This is a genomic window from Bradyrhizobium sp. JYMT SZCCT0428, from assembly GCF_018131075.1.
Classification (GTDB): domain Bacteria; phylum Pseudomonadota; class Alphaproteobacteria; order Rhizobiales; family Xanthobacteraceae; genus Bradyrhizobium.
In genome coordinates this window covers 17,028-31,904 of sequence record NZ_JAFCLS010000017.1, presented here as the reverse complement: position 1 = coordinate 31,904, position 14,877 = coordinate 17,028, and the positions used below count along the sequence as shown (strand labels likewise).

Sequence of the window (14,877 nt, the reverse complement as noted above, 5' to 3'; positions counted from 1 at the left end):
ACAAGAGGCCTAGTGCGAGAGCTGTCCCGAAGATCGTTGTTTGAAAGAATTCGTCTCTACGTTTCTTCGGCGCCAAATTTGTTTGCGGGGGCTTCGTCGACGAATGTCGACATCGGCGGACGCAGTCATAGGCGGGCGATCTTGCCTAAGTCTCCTTCAACTGGCTCTGGCGGTGCTGAGCGCTTCGAGCCGCCGTTCGATCGCCTTCAACCGCTCCAGAAGCTACAGCCTGAATTCATATCCATTCGGTCGGTGTCCGATCAGTTGCGTTCTTGCCTCGGATTATCCTGCATTAGCCTTCAGTCCCGCAGCTTCGATACCCGCGACGGCGCAGATCTCATCGTTGTCCGAGGTGTCGCCGCTGACACCGACGGCGCCAAGCAGAACACCACCATCCTGGATCAGCACCCCGCCGGGCACCGGAACGAGACGGCCTAGCGCCAGCGTGTTTATTGCGCTGACGAAATAGGCCTGCTCCTGCGCCCGCTGAAACAGCGCGCGCGAGCCCATGCCCAGCGCCAGTGCGCCATAGGCCTTGCCGTGGGCGATTTCGGCCCGCATCAGGCTGGTGCCGTCCTGCGCCGCCGTGACTTTGACGCAACCGCGGGCGTCGAGAATGGTGATGACCAGTGGCTTCAGCTTTTTCTCGACGCCTTTGGCAAGGGCGGCATCGAGAATCTTGCGGGCGACGTTGAGGGTGAGTTCAGCCATGGGTCGGTTCCTTTGCATGGGAGGAGAGAGGTGAATTCGGCTTTGCACGGTCGAGGCTCATCGCCAGAACGCGCGCGACGTGCAAGGCAGATCGCCCGCTGCCATCCTTGATCTGATGCCGGCACGAGGTGCCATCGGCAACGATCAGCGTGGCCTGGTCGGCGCCGCGGACGGCCGGCAGCAGTGAGAGCTCGGCCATTTCCAGCGAGGCGCGGTAGGTGTCGGCACCATAGCCGAAGGCGCCGGCCATGCCGCAGCAGCTGGACTCGATGATCTCCACGTTCAGGTCGGGCACGAGGCGAAGCGCCTTTTCGACCGGCTTGAACGCACCAAATGATTTCTGATGGCAGTGGCCGTGAACCAGCGCCTTGGCAGGCATCGAAGCAAGCGGCAGCCGCAAACGGCCGGCCTCTGCCTCGCGAACCAGGAATTCCTCGAACAGCATTGCATGCGCGCCGATGCTCCTGGCGGCGCAATCGGAGCGCAGGGAAAGCAGCTCGTCGCGCAGCGTCAGGAGACAACTGGGCTCCAGTCCGATGATCGGTGCGCCGCGCGCGGCGAACGGCGCATAGGCTGCGACCAGTCGGTCCAATTCGGCTCGCGCCTGGTCGACCATGCCCGCCGAAAGGAACGTGCGCCCGCAGCACACAGGCCGCGCGCGATCGGTCGGTTTGGGAATGTGGACGCGGTATCCGCCTTCGATCAGCACGCGCAGCGCGGCATCGAGATTTTCCCGTTCATAGGTACGGTTGAACGTATCGGCGAACAGCACGACTTCGCGGCCACTCTCCGGCCCGAAGGTCTCCGCATCGGTCCGGAACACATCGCGCCGGAATGCGGGCAGGGCGCGTTGCGCGCTGATACCGGCGAATTTTTCAAACAGCTTGCGGAGCAACGGACTACCGTTGCGGCAGTTGGCGAGCGGGCCGAACCGCGACGCCAGGCCGGCATAGCGGGGCAGGTACCCGACGAGCCGGTCGCGCAGCGATAGCCCATGCGTTGCCACACGTGCCGCCAGCACCTCGATCTTCATCTTGGCCATGTCCACGCCGGTCGGGCATTCGTGGCGGCAGGCCTTGCAGGAGACGCAGAGTTTGAGCGTGTCCATCATCTCGTCGGAAGCCAGCGCGTTGGGTCCAAGCTGACCGGAGATCGCCAGCCGCAGCGTATTGGCGCGGCCGCGGGTGACGTCCTTCTCGTTGCGGGTCGCACGGTAAGACGGACACATCACGCCGCCTTCGAGCTTCCGGCAGGCGCCGTTGTTGTTGCACATCTCGACGGCGCCCTGGAAGCCGGCGCCGGCGCCGGGATAGGCCGACCAATCGAGCGCTGTTTTCAGCTCGCCGATGCGATAATCCGGCGGATAGCGAAACAGCGAACGGTCGTCCATTTTGGGCGGATCGACGATCTTGCCGGGATTGAGGACATTACCCGGGTCGAAGCGCTGCTTGACCTCCCTGAAATCGGCAATGATGCGCGAACCGAACATCGTTTCATGGAATTCGGAGCGGACCAGGCCGTCACCGTGCTCGCCGGAATGCGAACCCTTGTACTCGCGTACCATCTCGAAGGTCTCTTCGGCGATGGCGCGCATCGCCTTGACGTCCTTCTCGAGCTTCAGATTGAGCACGGGACGCACGTGCAGGCAGCCTTCGGAGGCATGCGCATACATGGTGCCGCGGGTGCCATGTTTGGCAAAAATGCCGTTGAGGCGTTCGGTGTAATCGGCGAGATGCAGCAGCGGCACCGCGCAGTCCTCGACGAAGGAGACCGGCTTGCCCGCCTGCTTCATCGACATCATGACATTGAGGCCGGCGGCGCGGAAATCAGCGATGCCGGTTTGCAGCGCGGGTTCTGATATTTCGACGACGCCACCCCATTTGCGCTGCGGCTTGTCCCAACCGAAGCCGAGATCAGCCATCAGTTCGCCGAGCTGTTTCAAGCGGCGCTGGTTTTCAGCCTGGTCTTCCTCGGCGAATTCCACGATCAGCACCGCATCGGGGTTGCCGCGTACGGCGGTGCTGATGATCGGCTGGAACATCGCGATCTCGCGCCCCAGCTCGATCATGGTGCGATCAACCAGTTCGACCGCAATCGGGCGGAGTTTCACCAGATGCTGGGCCGCATCCATCGCCTCATAGAAGCTGCCGAAATGACAGACGCCCAGCACCTTGTTGCGGATAACAGGCCATAGCTTGAGCTCGACCTGCGTGGTGAAGGCCAGCGTGCCTTCGGAGCCGACCAGGAGGTGCGCCATGTTGTTCGCCGCGTGGCGCGGTACCAGCGCATCAAGATTGTAGCCGCCGACGCGGCGCTGCACGTGCGGAAACCTTTCGGCGATCTCGGCTGCCTCGCGTTTGCCGAGATCGAGCATGTCGCGGAACAGCGCAAGCCCGCTATCGGGTGAATTCACGCGCGCGAGATCGCGCGGCACTTCGCCGAAATGCAGCAGCGTGCCGTCGGCCAGGGCCGCATCCATCGATCGCGTATTGTCGCGCATGGTGCCGTAGCGCAGAGATCGTCCGCCGCAAGAATTATTGCCGGCCATGCCGCCGATGGTGGCGCGCGACGCCGTCGAGACGTCGACCGGAAACCACAGCCCGTGCTTCTTGAGCTGGCGGTTGAGGTCGTCGAGCACGATGCCGGGTTCGACCACGCAAATGCGGTTCTCGACATCGAGCGAGAGCACGCGGTTCAGGTGTTTGGAAAAATCGACGACGATCCCCTCATTGACGGTCTGGCCGCATTGCGAGGTGCCGCCGCCGCGGGGGGTGACGATTCGGCCAGCGTCCCCTGCGATGGCAAGCGTCCGCAAGGCCTCGTCCATGGTCCGGGGGACCACCACGCCTAGGGGCATCATCTGGTAGAACGAGGCGTCAGTCGCGTAGCGACCGCGGTTGAACGCGTCGAAGAAGACGTCGCCGGTAATCTCGCGAGCAAGACGCACGGCGAGGGCTCTGTTTTCAGCCGAATCTGGTGACTTTTCGGCCCCTGTTGCCGCCATTGCCTTGGTCTCGTGAGTGATCCTCAGTGTCTTGCCTGCCGGGGTCCGCCTTGGCAAGGCAAAGCCCTGCTTCTTGTGCATTGACGGGCCCCGCCGGGCGGGGGACAAGCCCGCCGAATAGTGATATTCGAGCGGCTCGTGAAACCAAGACTTCTGAAGACAAGACGGGAGGGACGCCCCATGACTGTGCACTCTGGACGGCATTTTCTGCAGATTCCAGGACCGACCAACGTGCCGGACCGGGTGCTGCGCGCCATGGACATGCCAACCATGGATCACCGGGGTCCCGAATTCGCCGAGATCGGCCACGCGGTGCTGGCGGCCATGCAGCGGGTGTTCCGCACCAAACAGCCAGTGATCATCTACCCGTCGTCGGGCACCGGTGCCTGGGAAGCGGCGATCGTCAATACGCTGCAGCCCGGCGACAAGGTCCTGATGGCCGAGACCGGCCAGTTCGCCGTGCTGTGGCGCGGCATCGCCGACAAATTCAAGCTCGACGTCGATTTCCTGCCCGGCGACTGGCGCCACGGCGCTGATCTGGAGCAGATCGAGGCCCGGCTGACGGCCGACCGCCAGCACAAGATTAAGGCGGTCATGGTCGTGCACAACGAGACCTCGACCGCTTGCGTCACCTATCCGCTCGAAGTCCGCAAGATTCTCGACCGCGTCAAGCATCCGGCGCTGCTCATGGTCGACACGATTTCCGGCCTCGGCTCCCTCGAATATGAGCACGACGCCTGGGGCATCGACGTGTCGGTCGCGGGATCGCAAAAAGGACTGATGCTGCCGCCGGGTCTCGGTTTCAACGCCATATCCGAAAAGGCGCTCGCGGCCGCGAAGGCCAATCCGGCCATGCGTTCCTATTGGGACTGGCAGGAAGTGATCGCGATCAACAAGGCGGGCACCTGGCCCTACACGCCGGCAACCAATCTGCTGTTCGGGCTTCGCGAAGCGGTCAAGATGCTCGAAGAAGAGGGGCTGGAGAACGTCTTCGCCCGCCACAAGCGCCACAGTGCCGCGACGCGCGCGGCCATCAAGGATTGGGGCCTGGAAACGCAGTGCCAGGAACAGGGCGCACACTCGCCGGCGCTGACCGGCGTGGTGATGCCGGAAGGCCATGACGCCGACAATTTCCGCAAAGTGGTGCTGGAAAACTTCGACATGTCGCTCGGCACCGGCCTCAACAAGATCAAGGGCAAGGTGTTCCGGATCGGCCATATCGGTCACTTCAACGATCTGATGCTGATGGGTACGCTGTCGGGCGTTGAAATGGGTCTCGATCTGGCCAAGGTGCCGCATCGTGGCGGGGGTGTGCTGGCGGCGATGGAAGTGCTCAAGGGGCGCGACGTCGTTTCCATGCCAAAGGTCGCCGTGGCCTGAACCGGTCTCGACCCAACAACGAAATGAACAGAAAGAACTGCGATGAACGCATCGGCAGCTGCAACTGAAGACCTGCTCTATTCCGTCGAGGACGGTATCGCCCGGCTGACGTTCAACCGGCCGCAAGCCCGGAACGCACTGACCTTTGCGATGTACGAGCAGATGGCGGCGATCTGCGAGAGCGTCAACCAGGACCGCTCGATCAAGGCGATGATCCTGACCGGCACGGGCGACAAGGCGTTCGCGTCGGGTACCGACATCTCGCAGTTCCGTGCCTTCAAGACCGCGGAAGACGCGCTCGAATATGAGGAGCGGATCGATCGCGTGCTGGGCACACTGGAGAAGGTCCGCGTGCCGACGATTGCGGCCATCGCCGGTGCCTGCACCGGTGGCGGCGCCGGGATTGCCGCCTGCTGCGATATCCGGATCGGCACCGAGACCACGCGCATCGGTTTTCCCATCGCGCGCACGCTGGGCAATTGTCTGTCGATGTCCAATATCAGCCGCGTCGTCGCCCTGGTCGGGCCGGCGCGGACCAAGGACCTGATTTTTACCGCGCGGCTGATCGAGGCCCCGGAGGCGCTGTCGCTCGGTCTGCTCAACGAGGTGGTGCCTGACGTTCCGACGCTGCAGCGCCGCGCCGATCAAACCGCCAAGCTCGTTGCTGGTCATGCGCCGATCACGATGGAAACCGCTAAGGAAGCGGTGCTCCGTATACGCCGCACGCTGTCGCGCGAGGAGGGCCGGGATCTGATCCTGCGCGCCTACATGAGCGAGGATTTTCGCGAAGGAATGGATGCCTTCCTCAACAAGCGTACGCCGAACTGGAAGGGCAAATAGGGTTCGGCCCTAGCTTCAATCACGATTGGATTTCCGTATCGTCGCTAACCTGGTTTGGTCGGCTCAAGCGAAAGTCATAGGCAGTGTGGGCTGGTTCGACTTGAACTGGAGCGGTTAAATCCGCACAATGATACCGTGTATGCTTGCGTTTCTTCAATTAAAACAAAGACATAGGGAAGAAGCACGTGGGACAGATTCTTAAAGCCACGGCCGCCTTGGCGGCCATGATCGTCAGCGTACCGGCGTTCGCTGCCTGGGAGCCGACCAAACCGGTTGAAATCGTGGTCGCAGCAGGTGCCGGCGGCGCTTCCGACCAGATGGCTCGCATGATGCAGGCGGCGATCCAGAAGAATAATTTGATGAAGCAGCCGATCGTGGTCTCGCTCAAGGGCGGAGCGTCCGGTGCCGAAGCGTTGATGTACATGAAGTCCAGCGACGGCGACCCCAACAAGGTGCTGATCGCCTATTCGCTGATTTACATGCTGCCATTGTCGGCGAAGATTCCCTTCAATTGGCGCGATCTCACGCCGGTGTCGGTGGTCGCGCTCGATCAGTTCGTGCTGTGGGACAATGCCGCCGGACCGAAGACCGTGAAGGAATTCGTTGCCGCCGCCAAGGCTGCGGGTTCGCCGTTCAAGATGGGCGGCACCGGCTCCAAGCGCGAGGATCACGTGCTCACTGTGTTCATGGAGCAAAGGACCGGTGCGAAGTTCTCCTATCTGCCCTACAAATCCGGTGGCGAAGCCGCGACGCAGCTGGTCGGCAACCATACCGAATCCAACGTCAACAACCCGTCCGAAAATCTCGAGGTCTGGCGGGCCGGCCAGGTCCGCGCGCTGTGCGTGTTCGACAAGGAGCGGATCGCCTACAAGACCAAGGTCACCGAGACGCAATCCTGGAACGACATCCCGACATGCAAGGAAGAAGGGCTCGACGTGCAGTATCTGATGCTGCGTGCGATGTTCCTTCCGGGCAAGGTCACGCCCGATCAACAGGCGTTCTATGTCGACCTGTTCCAGAAGGTGACGCAGACCGCCGAGTACAAGGAATACATGGAAAAGCAGGCGCTGAAGCCGATCTTCCTGACCGGCAAGGACATGGTGAAGTTCCTCGAGGAGGATGACAAGCTCAACACCTCGCTGATGAACGAAGCCGGTTTCGTGGCGAAGTAAGCCAGTCGTAGCGCGTTATTTCCCGGCAGGACCGTATCCAGCGATCCTGCCGAGAACGTTCTTGATCTCTGCTTTGGGCAGCAGCCGCGGTGTGCCGATCTGAAGGCAGCCGTGATATTGCCGCGCCAGCGCTTCGACCTCCACCGCAAGCCACATTGCCTTCGACAGCGAAGGTCCGACGGCGATCATGCCGTGATGCTCCAGCAGGCAGGCCAGGCGGTCCTCGAGTGCCCGCACGGCGTGTTCCGACAGCTCCTGCGTGCCGAACGTCGCATAGGGCGCGCAGCGGATGGTGTCGCCGCCGGCAACCGCGATCATGTAATGGATCGGCGGGATTTCCAGACCCATGATCGCGAGGATCGTCGAATAGGGTGGATGCGCGTGCACCACCGCGTTGACCTCGGGCCGTGCCTTCAGAATGTCGAGATGAAACCGCCACTCGCTCGACGGTCGCGGCGCCGCGTCGAACGAACCGTCCAGACCCATGAACACGATCTGCTCCGGCTGCATCGTTTCATAGGGCACGCTGGTCGGTGTGATCAGCAGGCCGGCGTCATGCCGCAGGCTGATATTCCCGGACGTGCCTTGATTAATGCCCAGCGCATTCATGCTGCGGCAGGCGTCGATGATTGACTGGCGCTTCTTCCGCTCGCTGGTGGCCGACATCCACTTTCTCCTGATCGCTGCGGCGTCGCGCCGTCAAATCGCAAGCCCTGTCAGAGGGCCTTTGCAGTAGGCGAACAATGGTTGATTATTGCGTCGCAGTATAGTCGAACATCCAAGCGTGCTGGGAACAAGCCGGAGCGGTCGCTCCGGGAAACATTCTGGGAGCAATCATGACGAATGCCGTACTCGGCATTATCGGCGGATCCGGCATTTACGATCTGCCGGGGTTGGAAAATGTCCGCGACGAGGCAATCGAAAGCCCCTGGGGCGAGGCTTCTGCGCCTGTCAGGCATGGTGTCATCGCCGGGCTGCCGATCGTATTTCTGCCCCGGCACGGCAAAGGGCACGTTCTGTCGCCCTCGGACATCAACTACCGCGCCAATATCGACGTCCTGAAACGGGCAGGAGTTACCGACCTGATTTCGCTCTCGGCCTGTGGTTCGTTTCGGGAAGATCTGCTACCCGGCACATTCGTGCTCGTCGATCAATTCGTGGACCGCACCCACAAGCGCGAAAGTTCCTTCTTCGGCAGAGGCTGCGTTGCCCATGTCTCGATGGCTCATCCGGTGTCACCGCGTCTATTGGTGCATTTGGCGGAGGCCGCCAGGGCCGAGGGCATCGCGGCCGTGCAAGGCGGCACCTATGTCTGTATGGAGGGCCCTCAGTTCTCCAGCCTTGCCGAGAGCCTGACCTACAAGACGCAGGGCTATTCGGTGATCGGGATGACCAACATGCCGGAAGCCAAGCTCGCCCGTGAGGCCGAGATCTGTTACGCCAGCGTGGCGATGGTTACCGATTTCGATTGCTGGCATCCACAGCACGATGCCGTGACGGTTCAGGATATCATTCGCGTGCTGAATTCGAATGCCGAAAAGGCCAAGGGCTTGGTTGCGCGCCTTGCCAGGGATTTCCCGCGCGAGCACGAACCGTGCCCGATCGGCTCGGACCGGGCCCTCGATACCGCGCTGATCACGGCGCCGGAGGCGCGAGATCCCGAATTGCTCAGGAAGCTCGACGCGGTGGCCGGCAGGGTTTTGCGTTCATGAAGGTCGATGGCAGGCATTTTCGCAGCATCTGGCTCGAGGCCGATGGATGGTCCATCGGGGCGATCGACCAGCGGCGGCTGCCGCATGATTTCGTCATCGCGCGGATGACGAGTGCGTCGGACGCCGGCGAAGCCATCCGTTCCATGCTGGTGCGCGGCGCGCCGCTGATCGGCGCAACCGCCGCTTATGGCATGGCGCTGGCCATGCGCGTCGATGCCTCCGACACCGCGCTTGACCTTGCCTACAAGATGCTGATCGCGACCCGGCCGACGGCCATCAACCTGAAATGGGCGCTCGATGAAATGCACGGGATACTGCGGCCCTTGCCGCCGTCAGGACGTGTCGCGGCGGCCTACAAGCGTGCCACTGAAATCGCGGAGGAGGACGTCGCGATCAATCAGGGCATAGGACAGCACGGTTTGGCGCTGATCGAAGCGATTGCCGCGACCAAGCCGGGACAGACGGTCAACATCCTGACGCACTGCAACGCTGGATGGCTGGCGACGGTCGATTTCGGTACCGCGACGGCTCCGATCTACCTCGCGCATGATCGTGGCCTGAAGGTCCATGTTTGGGTCGACGAAACCCGGCCCCGCAATCAGGGCGCTTCCCTCACGGCGTGGGAACTTGGCCACCATGGTGTTGCGCATACGGTGATCGCCGACAACACCGGTGGCCACCTGATGCAACACCGGATGGTTGATCTGGCCATCGTCGGAACCGACCGGGTGGCCGCCAATGGCGATGTCTGCAACAAGATCGGAACCTACTTGAAGGCGCTCGCCGCGCACGACAACGGCGTGCCGTTCTATGTTGCGCTGCCGTCGCCGACCATCGACTTTAGTATTGACGACGGAATAAAGCAGATTCCGATCGAACAGCGCGCTTCCGACGAGGTCGCGACCATGACCGGCCGCACCACCGATGGGCGTATCGAAACGGTGCGGGTGGTGCCTGCGGGATCGCCGGTCGCCAATTATGCCTTCGATGTCACGCCGGCACGGCTGGTAACTGGATTGATCACCGAGCGTGGTGTGCTGAGAGCTGAACGTGCTGCACTTGCGAGCACGTTTCCTGATCGGTTCCGATAGCGTTGCCGGTTCGCGTTGAGGAAAAGCGTCAAGTCAGTGCATTCGCTGAAGTTACATTGACGCGGGCAACGCCAGCACTGTATCCCGTATGCCACGTCAGCTAGCCGGGATAGATCTCACCCCATGTCCAATACCGACATCGAAATCGTCGTCGACGATCCGACCGCGCCGGAGGTCAATTCACCTGTCGTGACGAGCGTCCGCATCGTCGACGTCGTGGTGTCATTGCTCCTGCTGGCGCTGGCGCTGACGCTCGGGTGGGACAATTGGCGCACAGGCGCCGCCTGGGACTCCACCGGCCCACAGGCCGGCTATTTTCCGTTCTATCTGTCGGTGATCCTCGGTGGCGCCAGCCTCTATGGTCTCGTCACCGCTTTCCTGTCGCGCAAGGAAGCCGCCGAGACGTTTGTCACGCGGGCCCAGCTCCGCCGCGTCATGGCCGTGTTCGTGCCGACGCTGCTGTTCTGTCTGGCCATGCAATTTCTCGGACTCTATGTCGCGAGCTTCCTGCTGATCTCGACCTTCATGCGCGTGGTCGGCAAGATCGCCTTGTGGAAATCGCTGCTGACTGCCTTCGTGTTCACCGCTGTGATGTTTGTGACCTTCGACATCGCGTTTGACGTCATCATGCCAAAGGGCCCGCTAGAAGCGGCCCTCGGCCGATAGTAGATCGCAGGTAATTCGATGGAAGCCTTCGGTCTACTCATGCACGGCTTTGCCGTCCTGCTGACATGGAAGACGCTCGTCCTGATGATGGTCGGGCTGGTGCTCGGCATTTTCGTCGGCGTGCTGCCGGGACTTGGCGGACCGAACGGCGTGGCGATCCTGCTGCCGTTGACCTTCACGATGGATCCGACCTCGGCCATCGTCATGCTGTCCTGCATTTATTGGGGTGCGCTGTTCGGCGGCGCTATCACATCCATCCTGTTCAACATTCCCGGCGAGGCGTGGTCGGTCGCGACCACCTTCGATGGTTATCCAATGGCGCAGCAGGGCAGGGCTGCGGAAGCGCTGACTGCGGCGTTTACTTCCTCCTTCATCGGTTCGCTGGTGGCGGTGCTGTTGATCACGTTTCTGGCGCCGATGATCTCGTCCTTTGCGCTGAAGTTCGGTCCGCCTGAATTCTTTGCGGTCTATCTGCTCACCTTCTGTTCCTTTGTGGGGCTTGGCCGCGAGGCCAAGCACAAGACTGTCATTTCGATGTCGCTCGGTCTGCTGCTCGCCGGCGTTGGAATGGACACGGTGTCCGGTCAGTTGCGAATGACCTTTGGTTCGACCGACCTCTTGCGCGGCATTAATTTTCTGGTCGCGGTGATCGGCTTGTTCGGCATCAGCGAGATTCTGCTGACGATGGAAGAGCGCCTCGCGTTGCGCGGACACGCCGCCGGGATCAGTCTGCGCGTCGTGTTGTCGGTCTGGAGAGACCTGCCGAAATATTGGGTGACGCTGTTTCGTTCGTCGTTCATCGGCTGCTGGCTCGGCATTACGCCGGGTGGCGCGATTGCGGCCTCGTTCATGGGCTACAATCTCGCCAAGCGTTTTTCCAAGAACCCGGACGGTTTCGGCAAGGGCCGCATCGAAGGTGTGTTCGCGCCGGAAACGGCGGCGCATGCCTCGGGCACTGCAGCGCTGCTGCCGATGCTGGCGCTTGGTATTCCCGGCTCCGGCACTGCGGCAATCCTGCTTGGAGGCTTGATGGTGTGGGGCCTCAACCCCGGGCCTTTGTTGTTCGTCGAACACAAGGACTTCGTCTGGGGTCTGATTGCCTCGATGTATCTCGGCAACGTGGTCGGTCTTGTGCTGGTGCTGACGACGGTGCCGATCTTTGCCTCGATTCTGCGGGTGCCGTTCGCAGCGGTCGCGCCGATGATCGTGGTGTCCTGCGCGATCGGTGCCTATGCGATCCAGAATGCGATGTTCGACATCTGGCTGATGCTCGGCTTCGGCGTCGTCGGCTATGTCTTCAAGAAGATCGGCATTCCACTCGCGCCGTTCACCCTGGCGCTGGTACTCGGGAACCGCGCCGAGGATGCGTTCCGCCTGTCAATGATCGGATCCGGCGGTGACATGAAGGTGTTCTGGTCGAACGGCCTGGTTGGCTCGATTACAACACTGGCGATCGTTCTCCTGTTCTGGCCCGTGATCGACAAGCTATTTGGGAGCGTCACCCGGTGATGAGGACGGCAAAAAGCCCCGCTTAGTCATATGTTTGGGGGTGGATTCAGCGTTTTTTAACCGTGACTGCGCCAACTCCTCAATGGAACTCGATTATGTCCGCTTGTTGCTGGCGGGTAACGTTTCGCTGCTCACGACCAGCGCATTCGCTGCCGACTTGGCCCCGCGGCCATACACCGAGGCTCCCGTGATCGTCGATCCCGGCTACAACTGGACTGGCTTCTATGTCGGTCTCAACGGCGGCTATAGCTGGGGCAGGGCTCGTCACTCGGTCGATCCGGGTGCAACGTTTGCGATCACCACGTTTGGTCACAATGTCGATGGCGGTCTCGGTGGCGCCCAGATCGGTTATAACTGTCAGTTGGACCGGACTTGGGTGATCGGACTTGAAGCTGACATCCAGGGCACGGGGGAACGCGGACAATCGCGTGATCAACTCGGATCGATCAGAGTCGGCAACATAGGTGCGATCTTGTTCAAGCCTCCCTTGGTTTGCAACGTTCAGGGCCCGTGGCGGCGTCCTCGTTGACCCGAGTTTGTTGCTGTACGCGACAGGCGGTCTGGCGGTTGGTGAAGTCAAGGTGGCGACGACGCCTTCCGGAGTCTTCCAGCTGTTCGACGGCAACAGCAACGTCGCCATCGGCGCACCGTTCACGGTCACCGGAACCACGGTGTCGGAAGTGAGACGCGTGTGGTGAAGAAATTCGCCAGGAATTGGGTCGGCGAAGCTCGAATATCTCTATATGGACTTCGGCTCGACGACTTACTTCGGCGGTACGGCCAATCAGACCGTCGTCAAGTTCCATGACCATGTTGCCCGCGTCGGCATCAACTACCAGTTCACGGCCGCTCCCGTCGTCGCCAAGTACTGAGCGACAGAACGATAGGAAAAGCCCCGGTTTTCCGGGGCTTTTTCGTGTCGTGAGTTCCAGGCGTTCTGATGCCGCTCAGACCACCTTGCGTTGCCTGAGATCGGCGATCTCTTCCTTGCCGAAACCGAATTCGGCAAGCACTTCTTCGGTCTGTTCACCGAACTCCGGCGGACGTGCCGCCATGCTGCTTGGCGTCCGCGACAACGTTATCGGCTGGCCGACCAGCTGGATGTGCCTGTTTTCGTCGTTGGGCACGTGTTGCGCGATGCCGAGATGCTTGACCTGGTCGTCATCGAACATCTGATCAATCGAGTAGATTGGGCCACAGGGCACGCCGGCGGCGTTGAGCTCGCTGACCCAGGTCTCGGTGGATTTCTTCTCAGTAAGCTTCTCAATGGCGGCATTGAGCGCGTCGCGGTTCTTCGAGCGGGCCGGCGAGGTGGCGTAGTCGGGATTGGTAAGGAGTTCAGGCGCGCCGATCGCCTGCGCGCAGCGTTCCCAGATCCGACCGCCGGTGGTGGCGATATTGATATAGCCGTCGGACGTCTTGAAGACGCCGGTTGGAATGCTCGTCGGATGGTTGTTGCCGGCCTGTTTGGCCACGTCCTTTTCCATCAGCCAGCGTGCGGCCTGGAAATCCAGCATGAATATCTGGGCCTGTAGCAGCGAGGTCTGCACCCACTGGCCTTCGCCAGAGACATCGCGTTCGAGCAGCGCCGTGAGGATGCCAAGGGCGCAGAACAGCCCGGCAGTGAGGTCGGCCACGGGAATGCCGACCCGCATCGGGCCTTCGCCGGGGGCGCCGGTAACCGACATAAGCCCGCCCATGCCCTGGGCGATCTGATCGAAGCCGGGCCGCTTGTGATAGGGGCCATCCTGCCCGAACCCGGAGATGCTGCCGTAGACGATGCGCGGGTTGATCTTGCGCAGGCTCTCGTAATCGATGCCGAGCTTGGCCTTGACGTCGGGCCGGAAATTCTCGACCACGACGTCCGCCTTCTCGGCAAGGCGCTTGAACACCTCGAGGCCCTTCGGATCCTTCAGGTTGAGGGTCATCGCCCGCTTGTTGCGGTGCAAATTCTGAAAGTCCGAGCCTTGGCGCGGGCCACCCGGCTGCTCGCCGGCCGCGTCCTCCAGCAGCGCGTCGATCTTGATGACATTGGCGCCCCAGTCGGCGAGCTGCCGCACGCAGGTCGGCCCCGAACGGACACGGGTCAGGTCGAGGACGGTGAAACGGGAAAGGGCCTGCGAGGCACGGGGGGAGGGCATTTGACGAAACTCCGAAAGCAAGAATTGGTTAACGCGGGTAACGAGTAAGGAGTGTATCCTGGATTAGAAAGGTGACTATTGTCGTACAACATGGCAGGCGTGATTATAGATGTGGACGCGTGCATTACCTACCTGAACTATGGAAACGCCGCTGGTGGGTTCTCCAAATCTGCGGCAGCGCCGCTCCCAGCGCTACGCGGCCGAGGCTTCGCAGATGGCTCACACCCTGCCGCGTGTACTCCGGTCAACTATCGACATCTTTCCGAATGGCTGGTAGCCCGCAAGAATTGCCATAGAGGTTCGGGCCTTGATCGAAGCGCCAGTGAATTCTTCCCGCACAGGCGAGAGCTCGTCGAACGCTTCGGCCCGAGCCGCGCGCCGAGACTATTTGCTGGGTGGTGCAAATCTATTCCAGATCATTTTGGGGGTTACCCTACAGGTCGCTTTGGTACCTGTATTCCTGCACTTTTGGTCCGGCAGTGTGCTGGCCGCGTGGCTCGCAATTTATTCCGTCGACAATCTCGTTCTGATCGCTGACGGCGGTCTGCAGTTTCGTGTGATCAACCGCTTTCTCGGCTTCAAGTCGAAGACTGATTGCGACGGTCGAACGGCGCGCTTCTACGCGGCGATGCCGCGAATCTATTAGGGGGT

General features: G+C 61.5%; 15 protein-coding genes. 11 read left to right on the top strand and 4 right to left on the bottom strand.

Annotated elements, in window-relative coordinates; translation table 11 throughout:
* Positions 1 to 282: 282 nt before the first annotated feature.
* The gene (locus JQ575_RS18815) at positions 283 to 711 is read right to left on the bottom strand and encodes a heme-binding protein (protein WP_212034706.1); all 429 of its coding nucleotides are present in this window, start codon (positions 709 to 711) and stop codon (positions 283 to 285) included.
* Entirely contained in the window at positions 704 to 3,715 is a 3,012-nt protein-coding gene (locus JQ575_RS18810) for an FAD-binding and (Fe-S)-binding domain-containing protein (RefSeq protein ID WP_212034833.1), read from the bottom strand. Before JQ575_RS18810 ends, JQ575_RS18815 begins: the two co-directional genes overlap by 8 nt.
* A 180-nt stretch (positions 3,716 to 3,895) precedes the next feature.
* On the opposite strand from JQ575_RS18810, the gene JQ575_RS18805 reads away from it, so the two are divergent.
* From JQ575_RS18805 to JQ575_RS18795, 3 genes are all read left to right on the top strand, one after another.
* Positions 3,896 to 5,095: an alanine--glyoxylate aminotransferase family protein gene (locus JQ575_RS18805; protein ID WP_212034705.1), complete on the top strand. Its 1,200-nt coding sequence runs from the start codon at positions 3,896 to 3,898 to the stop codon at positions 5,093 to 5,095.
* Positions 5,096 to 5,137: 42 nt separating this feature from the next.
* Positions 5,138 to 5,935, top strand: a complete 798-nt coding sequence (locus JQ575_RS18800) for an enoyl-CoA hydratase/isomerase family protein (RefSeq protein WP_212034704.1) — start codon at positions 5,138 to 5,140, stop codon at positions 5,933 to 5,935.
* A gap of 224 nt (positions 5,936 to 6,159) precedes the next feature.
* Positions 6,160 to 7,107, top strand: coding sequence for a tripartite tricarboxylate transporter substrate binding protein (locus JQ575_RS18795; RefSeq protein ID WP_212034832.1), 948 nt, complete (start codon positions 6,160 to 6,162; stop codon positions 7,105 to 7,107).
* Positions 7,108 to 7,122: 15 nt separating this feature from the next.
* On the opposite strand, the gene JQ575_RS18790 is transcribed toward JQ575_RS18795, so the two are convergent.
* Positions 7,123 to 7,773 carry a class II aldolase/adducin family protein gene (locus tag JQ575_RS18790; protein WP_212034703.1) on the bottom strand — a complete coding sequence of 217 codons (651 nt, stop codon included), beginning with the start codon at positions 7,771 to 7,773 and terminating at the stop codon, positions 7,123 to 7,125.
* Positions 7,774 to 7,943: 170 nt separating this feature from the next.
* On the opposite strand from JQ575_RS18790, the gene JQ575_RS18785 reads away from it, so the two are divergent.
* The 7 genes from JQ575_RS18785 to JQ575_RS45730 all read left to right on the top strand — a co-directional run bounded on the left by JQ575_RS18785 (position 7,944) and on the right by JQ575_RS45730 (position 12,957).
* Complete coding sequence (locus tag JQ575_RS18785) at positions 7,944 to 8,819, top strand: S-methyl-5'-thioadenosine phosphorylase (protein ID WP_212034702.1); 876 nt, start codon at positions 7,944 to 7,946, stop codon at positions 8,817 to 8,819.
* Positions 8,816 to 9,910, top strand: a complete 1,095-nt coding sequence (gene mtnA / locus JQ575_RS18780; RefSeq protein ID WP_212034701.1) for an S-methyl-5-thioribose-1-phosphate isomerase — start codon at positions 8,816 to 8,818, stop codon at positions 9,908 to 9,910. Before JQ575_RS18785 ends, mtnA begins: the two co-directional genes overlap by 4 nt.
* Before the next feature lie 123 nt (positions 9,911 to 10,033).
* Positions 10,034 to 10,576 (top strand): tripartite tricarboxylate transporter TctB family protein, encoded by a 543-nt coding sequence (locus JQ575_RS18775; protein ID WP_192737886.1) that lies wholly within the window; start codon positions 10,034 to 10,036, stop codon positions 10,574 to 10,576.
* An 18-nt stretch (positions 10,577 to 10,594) separates the two neighbouring features.
* Positions 10,595 to 12,085 carry a tripartite tricarboxylate transporter permease gene (locus JQ575_RS18770; protein ID WP_212034700.1) on the top strand — a complete coding sequence of 497 codons (1,491 nt, stop codon included), beginning with the start codon at positions 10,595 to 10,597 and terminating at the stop codon, positions 12,083 to 12,085.
* A 187-nt stretch (positions 12,086 to 12,272) separates the two neighbouring features.
* Positions 12,273 to 12,614: a hypothetical protein gene (locus JQ575_RS18765; protein ID WP_212034699.1), complete on the top strand. Its 342-nt coding sequence runs from the start codon at positions 12,273 to 12,275 to the stop codon at positions 12,612 to 12,614.
* A 10-nt stretch (positions 12,615 to 12,624) separates the two neighbouring features.
* A complete protein-coding gene (locus JQ575_RS18760; RefSeq protein ID WP_212034698.1) occupies positions 12,625 to 12,783 on the top strand; it encodes a hypothetical protein in 159 nt (52 codons plus the stop codon).
* A 45-nt stretch (positions 12,784 to 12,828) separates the two neighbouring features.
* Entirely contained in the window at positions 12,829 to 12,957 is a 129-nt protein-coding gene (locus JQ575_RS45730; RefSeq protein WP_283842628.1) for a hypothetical protein, read from the top strand.
* 75 nt (positions 12,958 to 13,032) lie between these two features.
* Here JQ575_RS45730 and JQ575_RS18755 read toward each other — a convergent pair whose 3' ends face one another.
* Entirely contained in the window at positions 13,033 to 14,226 is a 1,194-nt protein-coding gene (locus JQ575_RS18755) for a CaiB/BaiF CoA-transferase family protein (RefSeq protein ID WP_212034697.1), read from the bottom strand.
* A 307-nt stretch (positions 14,227 to 14,533) separates the two neighbouring features.
* Here JQ575_RS18755 and JQ575_RS18750 point away from each other — a divergent pair, with 307 nt between their 5' ends.
* The gene (locus JQ575_RS18750; RefSeq protein WP_212034696.1) at positions 14,534 to 14,872 is read left to right on the top strand and encodes a hypothetical protein; all 339 of its coding nucleotides are present in this window, start codon (positions 14,534 to 14,536) and stop codon (positions 14,870 to 14,872) included.
* The last annotated feature ends 5 nt before the right edge of the window (positions 14,873 to 14,877 follow it).

Bases quoted from the DNA above. Each gene is read 5' to 3' on its own strand.
- JQ575_RS18815 (WP_212034706.1), bottom strand. From the start codon at position 711: ATGGCTGAACTCACCCTCAACGTCGCCCGCAAGATTCTCGATGCCGCC.
- JQ575_RS18810 (WP_212034833.1), bottom strand. From the start codon at position 3,715: ATGGCGGCAACAGGGGCCGAAAAGTCACCAGATTCGGCTGAAAACAGA.
- JQ575_RS18805 (WP_212034705.1), top strand. From the start codon at position 3,896: ATGACTGTGCACTCTGGACGGCATTTTCTGCAGATTCCAGGACCGACC.
- JQ575_RS18800 (WP_212034704.1), top strand. From the start codon at position 5,138: ATGAACGCATCGGCAGCTGCAACTGAAGACCTGCTCTATTCCGTCGAG.
- JQ575_RS18795 (WP_212034832.1), top strand. From the start codon at position 6,160: ATGATCGTCAGCGTACCGGCGTTCGCTGCCTGGGAGCCGACCAAACCG.
- JQ575_RS18790 (WP_212034703.1), bottom strand. From the start codon at position 7,773: ATGTCGGCCACCAGCGAGCGGAAGAAGCGCCAGTCAATCATCGACGCC.
- JQ575_RS18785 (WP_212034702.1), top strand. From the start codon at position 7,944: ATGACGAATGCCGTACTCGGCATTATCGGCGGATCCGGCATTTACGAT.
- mtnA (WP_212034701.1), top strand. From the start codon at position 8,816: ATGAAGGTCGATGGCAGGCATTTTCGCAGCATCTGGCTCGAGGCCGAT.
- JQ575_RS18775 (WP_192737886.1), top strand. From the start codon at position 10,034: ATGTCCAATACCGACATCGAAATCGTCGTCGACGATCCGACCGCGCCG.
- JQ575_RS18770 (WP_212034700.1), top strand. From the start codon at position 10,595: ATGGAAGCCTTCGGTCTACTCATGCACGGCTTTGCCGTCCTGCTGACA.
- JQ575_RS45730 (WP_283842628.1), top strand. From the start codon at position 12,829: ATGGACTTCGGCTCGACGACTTACTTCGGCGGTACGGCCAATCAGACC.
- JQ575_RS18755 (WP_212034697.1), bottom strand. From the start codon at position 14,226: ATGCCCTCCCCCCGTGCCTCGCAGGCCCTTTCCCGTTTCACCGTCCTC.